Here is a 16,845-nt window from a genome sequence, read left to right on the forward strand (position 1 = left end):
CCCCCGGCCTGGGCGGTGACCCGGGCCGGGGGCGGCGGACGGTACGAGGAGAGGGGCAGCGGGGACTTGGGCCCTTCTCCTCGGACTCGGGGGCGCATGGTCGACGGGCTAGCCCATCTCCTCCAGCGCCTTGCCCTTCGTCTCCTTCACGAACTTGAGAACGAAGGGGATGGAGAGCGCGGCGAAGACCGTGTAGATCACGTAGGTCACCGAGAGGTTCCAGTCGGCCAGGGACGGGAAGCTCGCGGTGATGGCCCAGTTGGCGATCCACTGTGCGGAGGCGGCCACACCCAGGGCGGCGGCGCGGAGCCTGTTCGGGAACATCTCGCCGAGCATGACCCAGACGACGACACCCCAGGAGAGGGCGAAGAAGAGGACGAAGACGTGGGCGGCGATCAGGGCGACCCAGCCCTGGGTGGCGGGGAGCTTGCCGTCGACCAGGTCGAAGGAGAAGGCCCAGGCCTCCAGGGCGAGGCCGAGGACCATGCCGACGGAGCCGATGAGGGCGAGCGGCCTGCGGCCGATCCGGTCCACGAAGATCATCGCGATGACGGTGCCGACGATGTTGATGATCGAGGTCGTGAAGGAGTAGAAGAACGACTCGGCCGGGTCGACGCCGACGGACTGCCAGAGCGTCGCGGAGTAGTAGAAGGCGACGTTGATGCCGACGAACTGCTGGAAGACCGACAGGCCGATGCCGATCCAGACGATCGGCTTGAAGAGGAAGCTGCCGCCGAGCAGATCCTTGAAGGTCGACTTGTGCTCGCTGTGCATGGCCGACTCGATCTCGGCGACCCGGGCGTCCAGGTCGACGTCCTTGCCCTCGACCTCGGCGAGCACCTCACGGGCGCGCTCGTCCTTTCCGACGGAGATCAGGAAGCGCGGGGACTCGGGGATCGCGAAGGAGAGCAGACCGTACAGCACGGCCGGGACGACCATGACGCCGAGCATGATCTGCCAGGCCTCCAGGCCGAGCAGTTCACCGCGCTGGTCGCCGTCGGCGGCGTTCAGGATGCCCCAGTTGACCAGCTGGGAGATGGCGATACCGACGACGATCGCGGCCTGCTGGAACGAGCCGAGCCGTCCCCGGTACGCGGGCGGGGCGACCTCGGCGATGTAGGCGGGGCCGATGACCGACGCCATGCCGATGGCGAAGCCGCCGACGATCCGCCAGAAGGCGAGGTCGTACAGCGCGAAGGGGAGCGCCGAGCCGACGGCGCTGACCGTGAAGAGGGCAGCCGCGATCTGCATGCACCGGATACGGCCGATGCGGTCGGCTATCCGGCCCGCGGTGGCCGCGCCGACGGCACAGCCGATCAGCGCGACGGCGATGACCTGTGCCAGAGCCGTGGAGCCGATGTCGTAGCGGTCCCGGATGGCTTCGACGGCGCCGTTGATCACGGCACTGTCGTAGCCGAAGAGGAATCCGCCCATCGCGGCCGCCGCCGCGATGAAGATCACGTGCGAGAGATGGTCGGGCTGAGCGTCCCGCACTCCTGTCTTGGGTGCCTGCGCACTGCTGGTCACGTCTGTAACTCCTCGGACCACCGGCAACGTCGCCGATGTGGGGGGAACCTTCGACTTGAAGGCAAAAGCAACGATCCAGAGACTATGTCTTCAAGTTCCGAAGTCAAGAGAGAGTTTTTGACTATCTAGAGGCGAGATCATTCACATTGCGTTCACCTCTTGAAGAAATGGCAACGGGTGCAGACCCAGGGTGCGGGGAACTGCGCGACCAGCCCCGCCTACCCGCCCTCGAAAGCGACTAACGCAACCTCTGGCTGATGACCTTCGACACGCCATCGCCCTGCATCGACACGCCATACAACGCGTCGGCGACTTCCATCGTCCGCTTCTGGTGCGTGATCACGATCAGCTGCGACGCCTCCTGCAGCTCCTGCATGATCCGGATCAGCCGCTGCAGGTTGGTGTCGTCGAGCGCCGCCTCGACCTCATCCATCACATAGAACGGGCTGGGCCGCGCCTTGAAGATCGACACGAGCATGGCGACGGCGGTCAGCGACCGCTCGCCTCCGGAGAGCAGCGACAGCCGCTTGACCTTCTTGCCCGGCGGCCGGGCCTCGACGTCGACGCCGGTGGTGAGCATGTTGTCCGGGTCGGTGAGGATCAGCCGCCCCTCACCACCGGGGAAGAGTCGACTGAAGACGCCCTCGAACTCCCGTGCGGTGTCCCAGAACGCCTCGGCGAAGACCTGCTCGACCCGCTCGTCGACCTCCTTCACCACCTGGAGCAGATCGGCGCGGGTCTTTTTCAGGTCCTCCAGCTGCTCACTGAGGAACTTGTGCCGCTCCTCCAGCGCCGCGAACTCCTCCAGCGCCAGCGGATTGACCTTGCCGAGCTGCTGGTACGCCCGTTCGGCCGCCCTGAGCCGCTTCTCCTGCTCGGCACGGTGGAACGTCTTCGGCTGGTTGCGGGGATGCTCAGGGTCCTCCGGCAGCTCCTCCCCCTCGGCGGGCGGCGACGGCGGTACGAGCTGGTCGGGCCCGTACTCCGCGATCAGCCCCTCCGGTTCGACGCCCAGTTCCTCCAGCGCCTTGGTCTCCAGCTGCTCGATCCGCATCCGCTTCTCGGCGCCGAGCACCTCGCCCCGGTGGACGGAGTCGGTCAGTTTGTCCAGCTCGGCCTTGAGGTCACGCCCCTCGCTACGGGCCTGCGCGAGCTCCTGCTCCCGGCGTGCCTTGGCGGCGTCGGCGGCGGTGCGTTCCTCGTCCGCGCGGGCGAGGGAGACCTCGACGTGGTGGAGCAGCTGCCGGGCGCCGGACCCGACGGCCTCGGCCACGGCCGCCTCGTGCCGCAGCCGCGCCCTGCGCTGCTCGGCCCGCGCCCGCGCCTCGCGCTCGGCGCGCGCGGCCCGGTCGAGCGAGTCCGCGCGCCCCGCGAGCCCCTTGACCCGCTCCTCGTGCGTACGCACCTGGAGCCGGGCCTCCATCTCGGTCTGCCGCGCGTTGGCCCCGTCCGCCGCGAGCCGATCCCGTACGGAGGTGTCCGGCTCCTCCTCGACGGGCATCTCCTCGGCCACCGCGAGCCGCTCGGCCAGCTCCTCGGCTTCCTGTACGGCCTTGTCGAGCGCCTCCTGGGCGCGTGCGGCGGCGGCCGTGGAACGCTCGGCCTCCCCTGCGGCACCCCTGGCCTGCCCGGCCAGCCGCCCGAGCTGCTGGGCGACCGCGGATTTCTCCCGCTCGGCCGCCCGGCGCCGCTCCCCCAGCTCCTCCACCAGTCCGGCCCGTTCCCGGCGCAGCTCGACGGCGCTCTGCTGGGCCTCGGCCAACTCCTCGCACCGTACGGCCAGTTCCTCCAGCTCGGTCGCCGCCTCGTCGACGGAGGCCTGCACCTCCAGCAGACTCGGGGCCCCCGCCGACCCGCCGTGCGCGAAGTGCGCCCCGAGCAGGTCACCTTCGGCGGTCACCGCGGTGAGATCGGGGCGCGCGTATACGAGGTCTTCGGCGTCTTCGAGGGTGTCCACCACGACGATGCGGTGGAGAAGGCGGCGCACGGCGGGCATGAGGTCGGAGGGGCCACGGACCAGGTCGGCGGCAAAGTGCCCGGCGGGGGGTGCCGGGAGGGGCCGTCTTTCGTCTGCCGGTTCGTCGTGGCTGGTCGCGCTGTTCCCCGCGCCCCTTTGGGGCGCTGGTGCCAGCTCTTCCGGTGCCCCTGCCAACAGCAGCGCCGCCCGGCCCGCGTCCTGCTTGCGGAGCAGTCGGATGGCCTCGGCGGCGGAGGCGGGCGTGGTCACCGCGATCGCGTCGGCCGCCGCGCCGAAGGCGGCCGCGAGGGCGACTTCGTGGCCCGGGGTCACGGTCAGGATTTCGGCGGCCGGACCCAGCAACCCACCGAGCCGGTCCTTCGCGCCGAGCAGCGCGCCCGTGCCGTCCTTGCGGCGCAGGCCCAGGGCGAGGGCTTCGTGACGGGCCTGCGTGGCGGCGCGGCGGCGTTCGGCGGTGGTGGTGGCCTCACGGGCGGCGGTGAGGGCGGACTCGGCCTCGGCCAGGGCACGCTTCGCCGCGTCGTGCTGTTCGGCCAGTTCGGTGTCGTCGGCGTCGAGGCCGTCGACCTCGGCCTTCAGCGCCTCGTACTCCTCCTGGGCGGTGACGGCACGTTCCTGCGCCTCGTCGCGGGCGGCGGCGAGCCGGTCGATCTCGGCCTGGGCGGAGGCAGCTCGGGAGCGGGCGGCGTTGACCTGGCCGTTGAGGCGGGCGAGGCTCTCGCGGCGGTCGGCGATGGAGCGGGCGACGTCCTTCAGTCGGCGTTCCTCGACCGCCAGTTCGCGCTCCAGCTCGGCGCGGTGCTCGACCGTGTCCTCCAGGGCGTGCTCGGCCGCTTCCAGGGCCGCTTCGAGCTCGGCCTCCTGTTCGCGGATGCGGGCGGCCTCGCGCTCCATGTCCTCCGGGTCGCGGCCGCGCCGCTCCTCGGGGGGCGTGGAGGTGGCGCTCTTGACCCGGGCGTCGGCCAGGGAGATCGTGCCGCGCACCCGTTCGGCGAGCTGCGACAGCTCGTACCAGGTCTCCTGGGCCCGCTGGAGGCGCGGGGTGAGCCGTCGTACCTCGCCCTCCAGGAGCGCCTCCCGCTGGAGCGCCTTCTTGAGCTCGGTCTCGGCGGCCTCCTTGCGCTGCTTCAGCGCGGCCTCGTCGGCCACCTCGGTGCGGAGCGCCGCGTGGAGTCGTACGAGGTCGTCGGCCAGCAGCCTCAGCCGCGCGTCCCGCAGATCCGCCTGGATGACGGCGGCGCGGCGGGCGACGGCGGCTTGCCGGCCGAGGGGCTTGAGCTGGCGGCGGAGTTCGTCGGTGAGGTCCTGGACGCGGGCCAGGTTGGCCTGCATGGCGTCCAGCTTCCGCAGCGCCTTCTCCTTGCGCTTGCGGTGCTTGAGGACACCGGCGGCCTCTTCGATGAAGGCACGGCGGCCCATGGGGTCGGCGTGCAGGACGGAGTCGAGCTGGCCCTGGCCGACGATGACGTGCATCTCGCGGCCGATGCCGGAGTCGGAGAGCAGGTCCTGGATGTCGAGGAGACGGCAGGTGTCGCCGTTGATCTGGTATTCGCTGCCGCCGTTGCGGAACATGATCCGCGTGATCGTGACCTCGGAGTACTCGATGGGAAGTGCCCCGTCGGAGTTGTCGATGGTCAGGGACACCTCGGCGCGGCCGAGCGGGGGGCGCCCGGTGGTGCCGGCGAAGATGACGTCCTCCATCTTGCCGCCGCGCAGCGACTTCGCGCCCTGCTCGCCCATGACCCAGCTCAGGGCGTCCACGACGTTGGACTTGCCCGAGCCGTTCGGTCCGACGACGCATGTGATGCCCGGCTCGAACCGGAGCGTGGTCGCCGAGGCGAACGATTTGAACCCGCGAAGGGTCAGGGCCTTGAGGTGCACGCCGCCGGACTCTACCTTCCGGCCTTGTCCCACTCCATGAACGCGCGGTTTCGCACATGAACGTGCAGGGCACATCAGACGTTAAAGAGTGTGAGCAAACTCGGGGACTCGGGGGAAAGAAAGAAGGGACGCCTCTAGAGAAGGCGTCCCTTGCAGATCTGACAACTTAGCGGTTGATACGGGCAGCCCAACCACTGCTGTCTGTCGTGGTGCGATGCAGTGATCAGGTGAGCGCAGGCTCCGCCTGGCGTGCGTCGAGCTCCATGAGCGAGTCGTGAGAAGCGGCAGCCGTCAGCGCGTCGTTCTCCGCCTGGATTCGTCCGAGCTCGGATTCCAGGTCCTGGACGCGCTGCTGGAGCCGTCGCATCTCGGCGAGGAGTCGCGGATCGGAGCCGCCGACGTAACCGAGAAGCGCCTTTGCCATGATGGATGGTCCTCCACACTGAGTGACCGACCGAAGCGGTGTGGGTCGTGAGGGAATCGCACCCGCGATGCTTGGCACTGTTGAATTTTGCTGCCGTTCTCCATGCCAAACAGCTAAGGTGCGCGGGGTTGCTTTTAGCGTCTCACCAAAAAGTTTGACGGTCAACACGATCACGCCCCGCATCGGCGGGCATCCCGCTGCCGCGCGGCCCTGAACGGGCGACGCTGTGGCGATTCGGGGACCTCTCCTGGCCGGCGGAGCGAGGGGATCATCCTTGCTTCGGAGCCTGCCATGACAAACCTGTCTTGGCAATCACCTGCACATTTCTGTTCTGTGCATGCTCCTGGCATATGCCGGTGGCGCCACCCTCCGCTCTCGCCTGCCCGCTTTACAGAAGTGGGTCAGCGGACGGCGAAGCCGTCGTAGCCCCCTCGCGGTGTGTCCCAGATCTCGGTGACACCATCCACGCGCCCGGGCGTGTCGTCACTCTGGAGCCACTCCAGGAGCCCTTGACACGCCTCGCGGGAACCCTCGGCAACCACCTGGACCCGTCCGTCGGCCAAATTGAGAGCAAAACCACTCAGGCCGCCGATCTCCAGCGCCCTGGCCCGGGTGAACCAGCGGAAACCCACACCTTGCACCCGTCCACGCACCCAGACGACCAGCCGTACATCCTCACTCATGGCTGCACGCTAACGGGCCAATGTCCCTCGGGTCCCTCCCTCCCCTGGCGCCATGCTGTACCGTCCCCACCCAATGAATCTCATATGAAACTCACTCCTTCGTGTGAGGTTCGTGAAGGCGACGATCACAACGTTGACGAGATCCCCAACGTTGACTGCAGGACACCGCAAGGACGAGGAAGGCCAAGACATGGGACGCCACCGACGCTCCGCCGCCGGCCGCGCCGCCAGGGGGGGCCGCGCCACCGCGGTCACGGACACGGGTTTCGCTGCCGAGGAGCCGCACTACGGTCCGGAGAACCTGTACGGGTTCGCCGCGGTCCTGGAGGCCGACGCCCAGGCCGCGTCGCGCGGCGGTGGTTCGCGCCGTCGCAAGAAGCGGACCGTGACCCCCGTGAAGACCGGCCTGCTCGGTGTCTCCGCCGCCGTCGCCCTCGGTACCGTCGCAGTGGCCACCGGGGTGCTGCCGGGCGGCGACAAGTACACGGTCAGCGGGGGCAACAGCAGCGAGACGGTGGTGCCCGCCGGCTCGCCGACGGGTGCGGCGACCCAGCAGGGCGGTACGGACGGTGCCGCGCAGGAGCAGCGCGAGGACGAGTCCACCAGCCGTGACGCCGAGCGCGAGGCCTCGCCGTCGAACACCCCGTCCCCTTCGAAGACGCCGTCCGAGAAGAAGCCCTCCGAAGAGGCGAGCAAGGGCTCCGGCTCGAAGAAGACCAAGACGCCGTCCGCCGAGCCCACCAAGGAGCCGGAGAAGAGGACCATTTCCCCGGTGGAGGTCTCCACGGAGACCCAGGCCGAGGCGGCGGTTCTCCTGCTGGTCAACGAGGAGCGGGCCAAGGCGGGCTGCAGCCCGGTGGCGGCGAGCAGCGACCTGGCGAAGCTGGCCGAAGCGTTCAGCGAGGACATGGCCCTCCGCGGCTTCTTCGACCACACCAACCCCGACGGCGACGACCCGTGGGACCGCGCGGCCGCCCTCGGGGTCACCGGCCTCGGCGGCGAGAACATCGCCCGCGGCCAGGCAACCGCCGAGGCGGTCATGGAGGCCTGGATGAACAGTCCCGGCCACAGGGCGAACATCCTCAACTGCGACTTCAAGACCCTCGGCGTCGGTGTCCACATGGGCGACGGCGGACCTTGGTGGACGCAGGACTTCGGCTACTAGGTATCGCCCGGAGAGCAGTTCACTAACCAAAAGTTAGTGCAACCTTCTGGTTAGCGCTGTGCCGGAGTATCCTCGACCTATGGAATCAGCCGCGCAGACCGCCGTGGCGCCCGCGCAGGCCGCCGCGGGCGCGGGCGCCGTGAACCTCGACGACCTGGCCTTCGACGTGTTCGCCAGGAACTGTCCGTCGCGGGGCACCCTGGAGCACGTCACGGGCCGCTGGGGCGTGCTCACGATGGGCGCCCTGCACGAGGGCTCGCTCCGCTTCAACGAGCTGCGCCGTCGCGTCGACGGCGTCAGCGAGAAGATGCTCTCCCAGACCCTGCACGCCCTGGAGCGCGACGGCCTGGTACACCGCGAGGCCCAGCCCACCAACCCGCCTCGCGTCGACTACACCCTCACCCCGCTCGGCCACGAGGTCTCCGAGCGCCTTCTGTCCCTCATCACCTGCGTTGAGGACCGCATGGAGGACGTGCTCCGGGCCCGCGAGCGTTACGACGAGACGCGCGGCGCCCGCTGACACGTCGGGCAGAAGTAACTGGACCGGTTCATCCACGGCCGCCGCCGCATCGGCGTGCCACAGCGGCGGCAGGGCAGCCCCTCGCGGCCGTACGCGTCCAGCGACCGGTCGAAGTACCCCGACTCGCCGTTCACGTTGACGTACAGGCTGTCGAAACTCGTGCCGCCCACCGCGAGCGCCGCGTTCATCACGTCCCGTACGTGGCCCAGGAGTTCGGTGGTGCGGGGGCGGGTGAAACCGGCGGTCGGGCGCTCGTAGTGGATGCGCGAGCGCCAAAGCGCCTCGTCGGCATAGATGTTGCCGACTCCGCTGATCAACGACTGGTCGAGCAGGGCCCGTTTGATGGTCGTACGCTTCCGCCGCAGCGCCTGGTGGAAGGCCTCGGCGTCGAACCGCGGGTCGAGGGGGTCGCGGGCGATGTGCGCGATGACGTCCGGCAGGCCGTCGGGGGTGGTGTCGTGCAACGACAGTCCGCCGAAGGTGCGTTGGTCGACGAAGCGGAGTTCGGTGCGGAGGTCGTCCGCGAAGCGGACGCGGATCCTGAGGTGCTTCTCGTCGGCCGCGTCGTGCGGCTGCACGAGCAGTTGGCCGCTCATACCGAGGTGGGCGAGCACGGCGATGCCGGTGTCCTCCACGGGCAGCCACAGGTACTTGCCGCGCCGGCTGGGCTCTCCGATGCGGTGGCCCTTCAGGCGGTGCGCGAAGTCCTCGGGGCCGGCCAGGTGTCGGCGGATCGCACGTGGGTGCAGCACCTCCACGTCGGCGACGGTCCGGTGGGCCACCCAGCGTTCCAGTCCCCGTCGTACGACCTCGACCTCGGGAAGTTCGGGCACGGGGTCCTCCGGACGCGGGAGCCTGAGAGCTCGGGGGTTGTCGTATGGCGGCTGCAGGTGATGTGTGACTGGTCGCGCAGTTCCCTCCCCTGAAAACCAGGGGGCACCTGGTGTCTTTCAGGAGCGCGGGGAACTGCGCGAGCAACCACCAAAGACCTGCACGCACCCACTCACCGCTGCCGCCCCCTCACCCCCGGGCGGGGGTCTGGGGGCAGCAGCCCCTAGGCAGGGGCGCCGACCATCAGGCCGGCGTGGTGTCCGAAGGCGCGGCGGAGTCATCGGGCTGAAGCGCGGCCTCGGCCGCCGCTTTCGCCCGTTCGTCCGCCGCGGCGCGGATCGCACGCCAGGCGGACTCGGCCGCCTGCTGCTCCGCTTCCTTCTTGCTGCGGCCGGTGCCGGTGCCGTACGAGACGCCTCCGACGCGGGCGGCAGCGGTGAAGGTCTTCTCGTGATCGGGGCCGGTCTCCGTGACCAGGTACTCGGGCACGCCGAGCCCCTCGGTCGCGGTGAGCTCCTGGAGACTGGTCTTCCAGTCCAGGCCGGCTCCGAGGTTCGAGGACTTTTCGATCAGCGGGTCGAACAGACGGTGCACCAGCTCCGCCGCCGAGTCGAGCCCCTGGTCGAGATAGACCGCGCCGATCACCGCTTCGAGGGTGTCGGCGAGGATGGATGCCTTGTCCCGGCCACCTGTGCCCTCTTCACCCCGGCCGAGCCGGATGAAGGAGCCGAGGTCGAGCCCGCGGCCCACCTCCGCCAGCGCACGAGAGTTGACCACCGCGGCCCGCAGCTTGGCCAGTTGGCCTTCGGGCAGGTCGGGGTGGGTCCGGTACAGCGTGTCCGTGACCACGAGGCCGAGTACGGAGTCCCCGAGGAACTCCAGGCGCTCGTTGGTGGGCAGGCCGCCGTTCTCGTACGCGTACGAACGGTGGGTCAGCGCACGCACCAGAAGGGCGGACTCGAGCTGGTAGCCGAGCCGCCCTTCCAGAAGCGTGTGGGACGAGGCTGTGTTCTCCGCCTTTTTCTTGGCGTTGGTCTCCGCCTTGGCGTCAGACATAGAGCCTCTCACCAGCCGCTCAGACCTCGAGGACCTGGCGCTTGTTGTAGGTGCCGCAAGACGGGCACGCGATGTGCTGCAGCTTGGGCTCGTGGCAGCGCTCGCACGCAACCAGGGTGGGGACCGCAGCCTTCCACTGCGACCGGCGGTGGCGCGTGTTGCTGCGCGACATCTTCCGCTTCGGAACAGCCACGGCTACTTCTCCTGCTTCTCGTCGACGCCCGCTTCGGCGCCGCTCATCTCGTCCTTCTCGCCATCTTCGAGTGAACCGGCGAGTCCCTGCAGTGCCGCCCAACGGATGTCGACGGCGTCGTGGTGGTGGTCCGGGGCGTCCGCCAGCCGTGCTCCGCACTGGGAGCACAGGCCGGGGCAGTCGTCCTGGCACACCGGCTGCATCGGCAGTGCGAGCACCACCGCATCGCGCAGCACGGGTTCGAGGTCGAACAAACCGTCCTCGATGAAGAGCATGTCCTCGTCTTCCTCGGCGTCGTCGGCCGGCTCCGCCTTGGGGCGGCCCCGGTCGTCGGCGTCAGGGTACGAGAACATCTCCTGGAAGTCCGCTGCGAGTTCCAGCTCCAGCGGCTCCAGACACCTTACGCACTCCCCCTTGGCCCGTGCACGGGCGGTGCCTGTGACAAGCACACCTTCCATGACCGACTCCAGGCGGAGTTCGAGCTCCACCGGGGCGCCTTCCGGCACTCCGATGACTCCCTGGATCCCGAGGTCCTTGGGAGCGTCGATCTCACGGGTCAGGCGCTGCAGCGCGCCAGGACGCCGCCCCAGCTCGTGTGTGTCGAACACGAGAGGGTTGCGGTGGTCGAGGCGGGCGTTCAGGGCCATTCCTGCTTTCGATCTTGAAGCTCGAGGACGCCACCCTTCGATGTTTCCCGGGCAGCGTTGATCGCGGACGTACGCGCGACCGAAGAGCCAGGATACTGGACCTTTCGCTCTCGGCCCAATCCGCTGTCAGCGACCCTGTTCGTAGCGGCGTAGCTGCTCCGCCGTGATCATGGTGGTGTCGAAGAGGCTGGTCTCGTCGAGCGCGTTCGCCTGCGGCTGCGCGTACCCCTGGTGCCCCTGCTGGTCCTGGTGCCCCTGTGAGTCTTGGTGCCCCTGGTTCGGGTCGTACGCCGGCTGCTGCGGGTAGCCGGCCGCGTACGGGTCGGCCTGCTGGTAGCCGTAGGGATCCGCGGCCTGCTGGGGCTGGGTGTACTGCTGTTGGTAGCCACCATATGGATCCTGCTGGTATGCCGTCGCCGCGTAGGAGTCCTGCCGGCCGTACGCCTGCTGCTCCGGCACCGACCGGGCCTGGGCGGGGTTGTCGGAGAGGTCGGCGAGCCCGGCCAGGTAGTCGGCGTCGCTGGTGAGCTGCGAAGAGGTGCCGTCGTCGTTCAGGGCGAGGGCGCCGAGGTCGTCGGTGGCGATGCGGCCGTGGAGCTTCTGGCGGCCCCGGCCGACGGCCTCCAGGGTCTTGGCGAGCACCGCCTCGAAGGCGCCGAGCTTGGCGTCCACGTAGGCGTCGGCGTCGCGGCGCAGGGTCTCGGGGTCCTGGCTGCGCTCGGGGGCGTCCTCGTCCGCGTAGCCCCGCTCGTCGAGGCCGGGGCCCGTGCCGAGGAGCTTCTCGCGGCCGCGGCCCACCGAACCGAGGGTCTTGGTGAGGACGACCTCGAAGTTGGCGAGCTTGGAGTCGACGTAGTCGTCGGCCTCGGCGCGGACCTCCTCGGCCTCCTGGCGGGCGTCGCCCAGGATGCGGTCGGCCTCGTTCTGGGAGCGGCGGGCGACCTCGGTGTCGGAGATCAGGGAGCCGCGCTCGGCGTGCGCGTTCTCGATGATCCGCTCGGCCTCCATGCGGGCCCGCTCGACCATGTGGTCGCGGTCGCCGATCAACTCCCGCGCCTGGGCGAGGGAGTCGGGCAGGGCCGCGCGCAGCTCTTCGAGCAGGGAGAGCAGGTCGGCGCGGTTGACCACGCACGAGGCCGACATGGGCATGGATCGGGCGCCGGAGACCACCGAGACGATCTCGTCGAGCTTCTTCTGCACGTCCACCGTGTGCTCGCCACTCTCTACGACTGTGTTGGAGACGGTCGGGTCGACTGTACGGCCAGCGGGGGACGTTCGTCCGCTCAGTCCTGCTTCAGGCGCTCGCCGAGGGCTTCGAGGACGAGCGGGGGCACCAGGTGGGAGACGTCGCCGCCCCAGGTGGCGACCTCCTTGACCAGAGAGGACGACAGGAAGCTGTAGGTGGGGTTGGTGGGGACGAAGAGGGTCTCGACGCCCGACAGGCCGATGTTCATCTGGGCCATCTGCAGCTCGTAGTCGAAGTCGCTGACCGCGCGCAGGCCCTTGACGATGGCCGGGATGTCGCGCTGCTTGCAGAAGTCGACGAGCAGGCCGTGGAAGGCCTCGACCCGTACGTTCGCGTACTCGGTGGTGACCCGGCGGATCAGCTCCATCCGCTCCTCGACCTCGAAGAGGCCCTTCTTGGACTTGTTGATCATCACCGCGACATAGACCTCGTCGTACAACTTGGAGGCGCGGCCAATGATGTCGAGGTGTCCGTTGGTGATGGGGTCGAACGACCCGGGACAGACGGCACGGCGCACTTGGGCTCCCTCGCTCTCCGGTCCGGTCATCGTGCGTCTTCGCACGTAGAGGCGGCGCGACCGTACCAAAACGTTCCCTCGCCGTAGCGACGGGCCCTGATGGCTTCGAAACCGGTCGGCCAGGCGAACTCACCACCTCTGGTGCTGCGCTCCACGGTGACGAGGGCTTCCTCGCCGAGCCAGCCCCCGGTACGGAGTGTGAGCAGGATCTCGCGAAGATCGTCGTCCGAGACGGCGTACGGGGGGTCGAGGAAGACCAGGTCGTACGGCTCGTCCGGCGCCGATCCCTGGACGATCTGCTCCGCTTTGCCCGACCTCACCTCGGCGCCGGGGAGGCCGAGCGATCTGACGTTGTCCCGGACCGTTCGGGCGGCGCGGGCGTCGGCCTCCACGAGGAGGGTGTGGCCGGCGCCTCGGGAGAGTGCCTCCAGGCCGACGGCGCCCGATCCCGCGTACAGGTCCAGGACGCGTTCGCCGTCCAGCGGGCCGCCGAGGAGGGATTCCCAGGTGGAGAAGAGGCCCTCACGCGCGCGGTCGGAGGTGGGGCGGGTGCCTGTCCCTGGCGGGACGGCCAGGCGGCGTCCGCCGGCTGCGCCGGCGATCACGCGGGTCATCTTGCGTCCTTGTTCGAGGGCGTGGTCACGGGTCCAGTTTGGCAGTCGGAGGTGGGGTGCGTGATGGCCGTGGGCGACTGCGGGTACGTCGTGGTTGCTCGCGCAGTTCCCCGCGCCCCTGATAGCAGGGCTGCTGCCCTCAGCCCTCGCCGAGTACTGCTTCCTAGCCCTTGTCCAAGTACTGCTCCCGCTCCTCGTCCAAGAGCGCGTCCAGGGCTGTCCTCAGGCCCGGCAGGCGCTCCAGGTCCGGGTCGGCTGCCACCACCGCCGCCGCCTCTTCCCTCGCCTCCGCGATGATCTCCTCGTCGTCGATGACGGCGAGCATGCGGAGGCTGGTGCGGGCGCCGGACTGGGCCTGGCCGAGGACGTCGCCCTCGCGGCGTTGCTCGAGGTCGATACGGGAGAGTTCGAAGCCGTCGAGGGTGGCGGCGACAGCGTTGAGGCGCTGGCGGGCCGCGCTCGCCTCCGGCATCTCGGTGACCAGGAGGCAGAGGCCTGCGGCGGAGCCTCGGCCCACCCGGCCGCGGAGCTGGTGGAGCTGGGAGACGCCGAAGCGGTCGGCGTCCATGATCACCATGGCAGTGGCGTTCGGGACGTTCACACCGACCTCGATGACCGTGGTGGCGACCAGTACATGGGTCTCGCCGGCGGCGAAGCGGCGCATGACCGCGTCCTTGTCGTCGGGGTGCATACGGCCGTGCAGGACCTCGACCTTGAGGCCCTGGAGGGGGCCCTTGGCGAGCTGGTCGGCGACGTCGAGGACGGCGAGGGGCGGGCGCTTCTCGGCCTCGTCCTCGGGGGACTTCTTGCCGGTCGGCTTCTTCGGATCCTCCTCCTCGTCGCCGATGCGGGGGCAGACGACGTACGCCTGGTGGCCGTTCTCTGCCTCCTCCCGGACGCGCTCCCAGGTGCGGGCGAGGAAGTGGGGCTTGTCGGCGGCCGGGACGACATGGCTGGCGATCGGCGAGCGGCCGGCGGGGAGCTGGTCGAGGACCGAGGTCTCCAGGTCGCCGAAGACGGTCATGGCGACCGTGCGCGGGATGGGCGTGGCCGTCATGACGAGGAGGTGGGGCGGCTGTTTGCCCTTGCCGCGCAGGGCGTCGCGCTGTTCGACGCCGAATCGGTGCTGCTCGTCCACGACGACCAGGCCCAGGTCGTGGAACTGCACCTTGTCCTCGATCAGCGCGTGGGTGCCGATGACGATCCCGGCCTCGCCGGTTACCAGGTCCAGCAGCGCCTGCCTGCGGCCCGCGGCGCCCATCGACCCGGTGAGCAGCACCACCTTGGTGGCATGCTCGGCCCCGCCCAGCATCCCGCCCTCGGCCAGCTCGCCCATCATCTCGGTCACCGACCGGTGGTGCTGCTGGGCGAGCACCTCGGTGGGCGCGAGCATGGCCGCCTGACCGCCCGCGTCGACCGTGGCGAGCATGGCGCGCAACGCCACCATGGTGTTGTGGGTGACCGTGAAGTTGTCGGTGACATAGGCATGACTCGGGTGGGCGACACTGATGCACTGGACCGGCTTGCGCCCCACATGCTCGACGGCCCGGATTCCGCGTAGAAACGTGTTGTGTTTCGGCCGGGCCCGTACGCGGTCGGCCTTGCGGGTCAGCCGGAACGGCGGGTGTTCCTCAGGCAGGGCAACCGAGACGTCGAACACGGCTCGCTTCGGCAGAACTCGTGCGCGGCCCCCCAGCGATCGCACGAGCCAGGCGATGTCCTCCGCGAGCCTGCGCGAGGGCGAACAGAGCGAGATGCTCAGACCGTCCGCCTGGACGGTGCCATCCGTGTCCAGAAGGCCTTGCAGCAGGGCCAGACGGTTCTTGACCGACGTGTTCTTGAAGTCGTCCGGCACGAACTTCCCATGTGGCGTGAGGCCCCACAGGTTCAGGTCGCGCAGCGTCTGGATCACGGGATTGCGGACGCCCCCAGCGCGTTGTGTCAGCTGGATCGTGTAGTCGCAGGTGGAACCCTTTACCGGCACCAGTCGGCATTCGGGCGCGACCGCGGCTGCCACGGCATCTCGGATCTCCTCGTCGATGGTGGAGAAACGCAGATTTTGGCGGAACGAGCCGTCCCCCAAGAGGAGGCCGAACAGGTAGGGATCCAGCGGCAGCCCTGAATCGCCTCCGAGGTCGATGGGGGTTGCGGCCGGGATGTACCACTTCGAGGATCCGTTCGCCTCGAAGGTGTCGAGACGGACCTCTCGAGTGGTCATGACCTTGGGTTCCTGCCCTCGGTACCACCCACAGCTCGTACCGACGATCCAGAGGTGCTCGTCGTCGCACTCGACAGAGGTGCCGTCGGACAGCACCAGCCGCCAGACATCGCGCTCTCCTTGCGGGAAGACGCCGTCGATCAGCGCGATCTCCCCGTCGGGCACGACGACCTCGTCCCCCACGCTCAAGTCCCCCATCCGGCGGAAACCGGCAGGAGTGAGCACCAACGAGTCGAGAGGCTGGGCCTTGCCCGATCCGACCTCTCCCTGCAGCAACCGGTGCATCGGGTGCTCGGTGGCCAGGTCGTCGAAGATCTCCTTGGAGACCTTCCGCTGGCCGTCGGTGAGGGTGAAGGGGAGGCGGGCGTCGAAGGCGGTGAGAAGGCCTTCGGGGGCGGGGCGGCGGGCGACGGCGGGGAGTTGGGCGTCGGCGTGGCGGCGGCGGGCGAGGGCGACCTGGAGGACGAAGGCCTCGTCCCACTTGAGGCGGTCTCGGGCACTGTCCCGGTCCGCCTTGGTGTGGGGGCGGTGGATCTTCAGGAGGGCTTCGGGGAGGGAGACGAGGCCGCGGCCCGCGCGCAGGGAGTCCGGGAGGGGGTCGACGGCTTCCTGGGCGCTCGGGAGGACCGTCTGGACGGCCTTGGCGATCTTCCAGGACTCCAGCTTGGCGGTGGCCGGGTAGATCGGGATGAGGGCGCCGGCCCAGGTGTCGACGGTCTCCGTGACGTCGTCGCCGCGCAGGAGTTCGTAGGCGGGGTGGGCCAGTTGCAGGCGGCGGTTGAAGACGGAGACCTTGCCGGCGAAGAGGGCGCGGGTGCCGGGGAGGAGGTCCTTGTGGGGTTTGTGCACGCCGTTGCCGAAGAAGACGAGCTGGAGGCGGCCGCTGCCGTCGGTGATGGTGACTTCGAGGCGCTGGCCCTTGCCCCGGGGCGCCTTGGCGGAGGCGAAGGAGTGCAGGCGGGCGTCGGCGACCTGGGCGACCACCGTGACGTGCTCGTCCATAGGCAGATCGGCGAGGTGGGTGAGCTGGCCACGCTCCTCGTACCTGCGGGGATAGTGGTGCAGCAGGTCCCCGACGGTGTGCAGGCCGAGGTGCTCGGCCATCACCTTCGCGGTGGCGGCGCCGAGCGAGTTCTTGAGCGGTTCTTCGAGCGCGGGCACGAGATCCATTGCACACCACGGCACTGACAATCCCGTATACGTCCTTGAAATCCGCTGGTCAGACGGGTCGTTCGCGCCTAGGATGACGCACTCCCGGGCCCGACCGTGTCAGGGCCCGTACCGCCTCCCGTCCGCGGTCACCGTCTCGTGGGACCGCCCGACCCCGCCGCCGTCGCCAGAATCC

General features: G+C 69.4%; 14 protein-coding genes. 2 read left to right on the forward strand and 12 right to left on the reverse strand.

All coding sequences use genetic code 11. The annotated features are described in order from the left end of the window. Positions 1 to 108 precede the first annotated feature (108 nt). From ACFU53_RS26560 to ACFU53_RS26575, 4 genes are all read right to left on the reverse strand, one after another. A complete protein-coding gene (locus ACFU53_RS26560) occupies positions 109 to 1,527 on the reverse strand; it encodes a sugar porter family MFS transporter (RefSeq protein WP_383997299.1) in 1,419 nt (472 codons plus the stop codon). A gap of 238 nt (positions 1,528 to 1,765) precedes the next feature. Then, the gene (gene smc, locus ACFU53_RS26565; RefSeq protein WP_383997302.1) at positions 1,766 to 5,386 is read right to left on the reverse strand and encodes a chromosome segregation protein SMC; all 3,621 of its coding nucleotides are present in this window, start codon (positions 5,384 to 5,386) and stop codon (positions 1,766 to 1,768) included. 223 nt (positions 5,387 to 5,609) lie between these two features. Next, positions 5,610 to 5,810, reverse strand: a complete 201-nt coding sequence (locus ACFU53_RS26570) for a hypothetical protein (protein ID WP_005479841.1) — start codon at positions 5,808 to 5,810, stop codon at positions 5,610 to 5,612. Between the two features lie 401 nt (positions 5,811 to 6,211). Continuing rightward, complete coding sequence (locus tag ACFU53_RS26575) at positions 6,212 to 6,493, reverse strand: acylphosphatase (protein WP_383997305.1); 282 nt, start codon at positions 6,491 to 6,493, stop codon at positions 6,212 to 6,214. Positions 6,494 to 6,683: 190 nt separating this feature from the next. Between ACFU53_RS26575 and ACFU53_RS26580 the strand changes: the two genes are divergently transcribed. Both ACFU53_RS26580 and ACFU53_RS26585 read left to right on the forward strand, forming a co-directional pair. Continuing rightward, positions 6,684 to 7,658, forward strand: a complete 975-nt coding sequence (locus ACFU53_RS26580) for a CAP domain-containing protein (protein WP_383997308.1) — start codon at positions 6,684 to 6,686, stop codon at positions 7,656 to 7,658. A gap of 79 nt (positions 7,659 to 7,737) precedes the next feature. Continuing rightward, positions 7,738 to 8,178, forward strand: a complete 441-nt coding sequence (locus ACFU53_RS26585) for a winged helix-turn-helix transcriptional regulator (protein ID WP_383997311.1) — start codon at positions 7,738 to 7,740, stop codon at positions 8,176 to 8,178. On the opposite strand, the gene mutM is transcribed toward ACFU53_RS26585, so the two are convergent. From mutM to ACFU53_RS26625, 8 genes are all read right to left on the reverse strand, one after another. Further along, complete coding sequence (gene mutM / locus ACFU53_RS26590) at positions 8,151 to 9,011, reverse strand: bifunctional DNA-formamidopyrimidine glycosylase/DNA-(apurinic or apyrimidinic site) lyase (protein ID WP_383997314.1); 861 nt, start codon at positions 9,009 to 9,011, stop codon at positions 8,151 to 8,153. The genes ACFU53_RS26585 and mutM overlap by 28 nt on opposite strands. A 241-nt stretch (positions 9,012 to 9,252) precedes the next feature. Then, positions 9,253 to 10,065 (reverse strand): ribonuclease III, encoded by an 813-nt coding sequence (gene rnc, locus ACFU53_RS26595; protein ID WP_383997317.1) that lies wholly within the window; start codon positions 10,063 to 10,065, stop codon positions 9,253 to 9,255. 19 nt (positions 10,066 to 10,084) lie between these two features. Next, positions 10,085 to 10,258, reverse strand: coding sequence for a 50S ribosomal protein L32 (rpmF, locus tag ACFU53_RS26600; RefSeq protein ID WP_007493396.1), 174 nt, complete (start codon positions 10,256 to 10,258; stop codon positions 10,085 to 10,087). A 2-nt stretch (positions 10,259 to 10,260) separates the two neighbouring features. Then, entirely contained in the window at positions 10,261 to 10,905 is a 645-nt protein-coding gene (locus ACFU53_RS26605) for a YceD family protein (protein WP_383997320.1), read from the reverse strand. A 126-nt stretch (positions 10,906 to 11,031) separates the two neighbouring features. Continuing rightward, entirely contained in the window at positions 11,032 to 12,111 is a 1,080-nt protein-coding gene (locus ACFU53_RS26610; protein ID WP_383997323.1) for a cell division initiation protein, read from the reverse strand. 77 nt (positions 12,112 to 12,188) lie between these two features. Next, the gene (gene coaD / locus ACFU53_RS26615) at positions 12,189 to 12,668 is read right to left on the reverse strand and encodes a pantetheine-phosphate adenylyltransferase (protein ID WP_383997356.1); all 480 of its coding nucleotides are present in this window, start codon (positions 12,666 to 12,668) and stop codon (positions 12,189 to 12,191) included. Positions 12,669 to 12,694: 26 nt separating this feature from the next. Next, complete coding sequence (rsmD, locus tag ACFU53_RS26620; protein ID WP_383997359.1) at positions 12,695 to 13,327, reverse strand: 16S rRNA (guanine(966)-N(2))-methyltransferase RsmD; 633 nt, start codon at positions 13,325 to 13,327, stop codon at positions 12,695 to 12,697. Between the two features lie 118 nt (positions 13,328 to 13,445). Then, positions 13,446 to 16,670 (reverse strand): helicase-related protein, encoded by a 3,225-nt coding sequence (locus ACFU53_RS26625; RefSeq protein WP_383997326.1) that lies wholly within the window; start codon positions 16,668 to 16,670, stop codon positions 13,446 to 13,448. Positions 16,671 to 16,845: the final 175 nt, after the last annotated feature.

The organism is Streptomyces sp. NPDC057474, assembly GCF_042802555.1.
Taxonomy (GTDB): Bacteria; Actinomycetota; Actinomycetes; order Streptomycetales; family Streptomycetaceae; genus Streptomyces.

What these genes read in the sequence shown, in the direction of transcription:
- ACFU53_RS26625 (WP_383997326.1), bottom strand. Translation starts at nt 16,670, where the DNA reads ATGGATCTCGTGCCCGCGCTCGAAGAACCGCTCAAGAACTCGCTCGGC.
- ACFU53_RS26605 (WP_383997320.1), bottom strand. Translation starts at nt 10,905, where the DNA reads ATGGCCCTGAACGCCCGCCTCGACCACCGCAACCCTCTCGTGTTCGAC.
- rnc (WP_383997317.1), bottom strand. Translation starts at nt 10,065, where the DNA reads ATGTCTGACGCCAAGGCGGAGACCAACGCCAAGAAAAAGGCGGAGAAC.
- ACFU53_RS26580 (WP_383997308.1), top strand. Translation starts at nt 6,684, where the DNA reads ATGGGACGCCACCGACGCTCCGCCGCCGGCCGCGCCGCCAGGGGGGGC.
- ACFU53_RS26570 (WP_005479841.1), bottom strand. Translation starts at nt 5,810, where the DNA reads ATGGCAAAGGCGCTTCTCGGTTACGTCGGCGGCTCCGATCCGCGACTC.
- ACFU53_RS26585 (WP_383997311.1), top strand. Translation starts at nt 7,738, where the DNA reads ATGGAATCAGCCGCGCAGACCGCCGTGGCGCCCGCGCAGGCCGCCGCG.
- ACFU53_RS26575 (WP_383997305.1), bottom strand. Translation starts at nt 6,493, where the DNA reads ATGAGTGAGGATGTACGGCTGGTCGTCTGGGTGCGTGGACGGGTGCAA.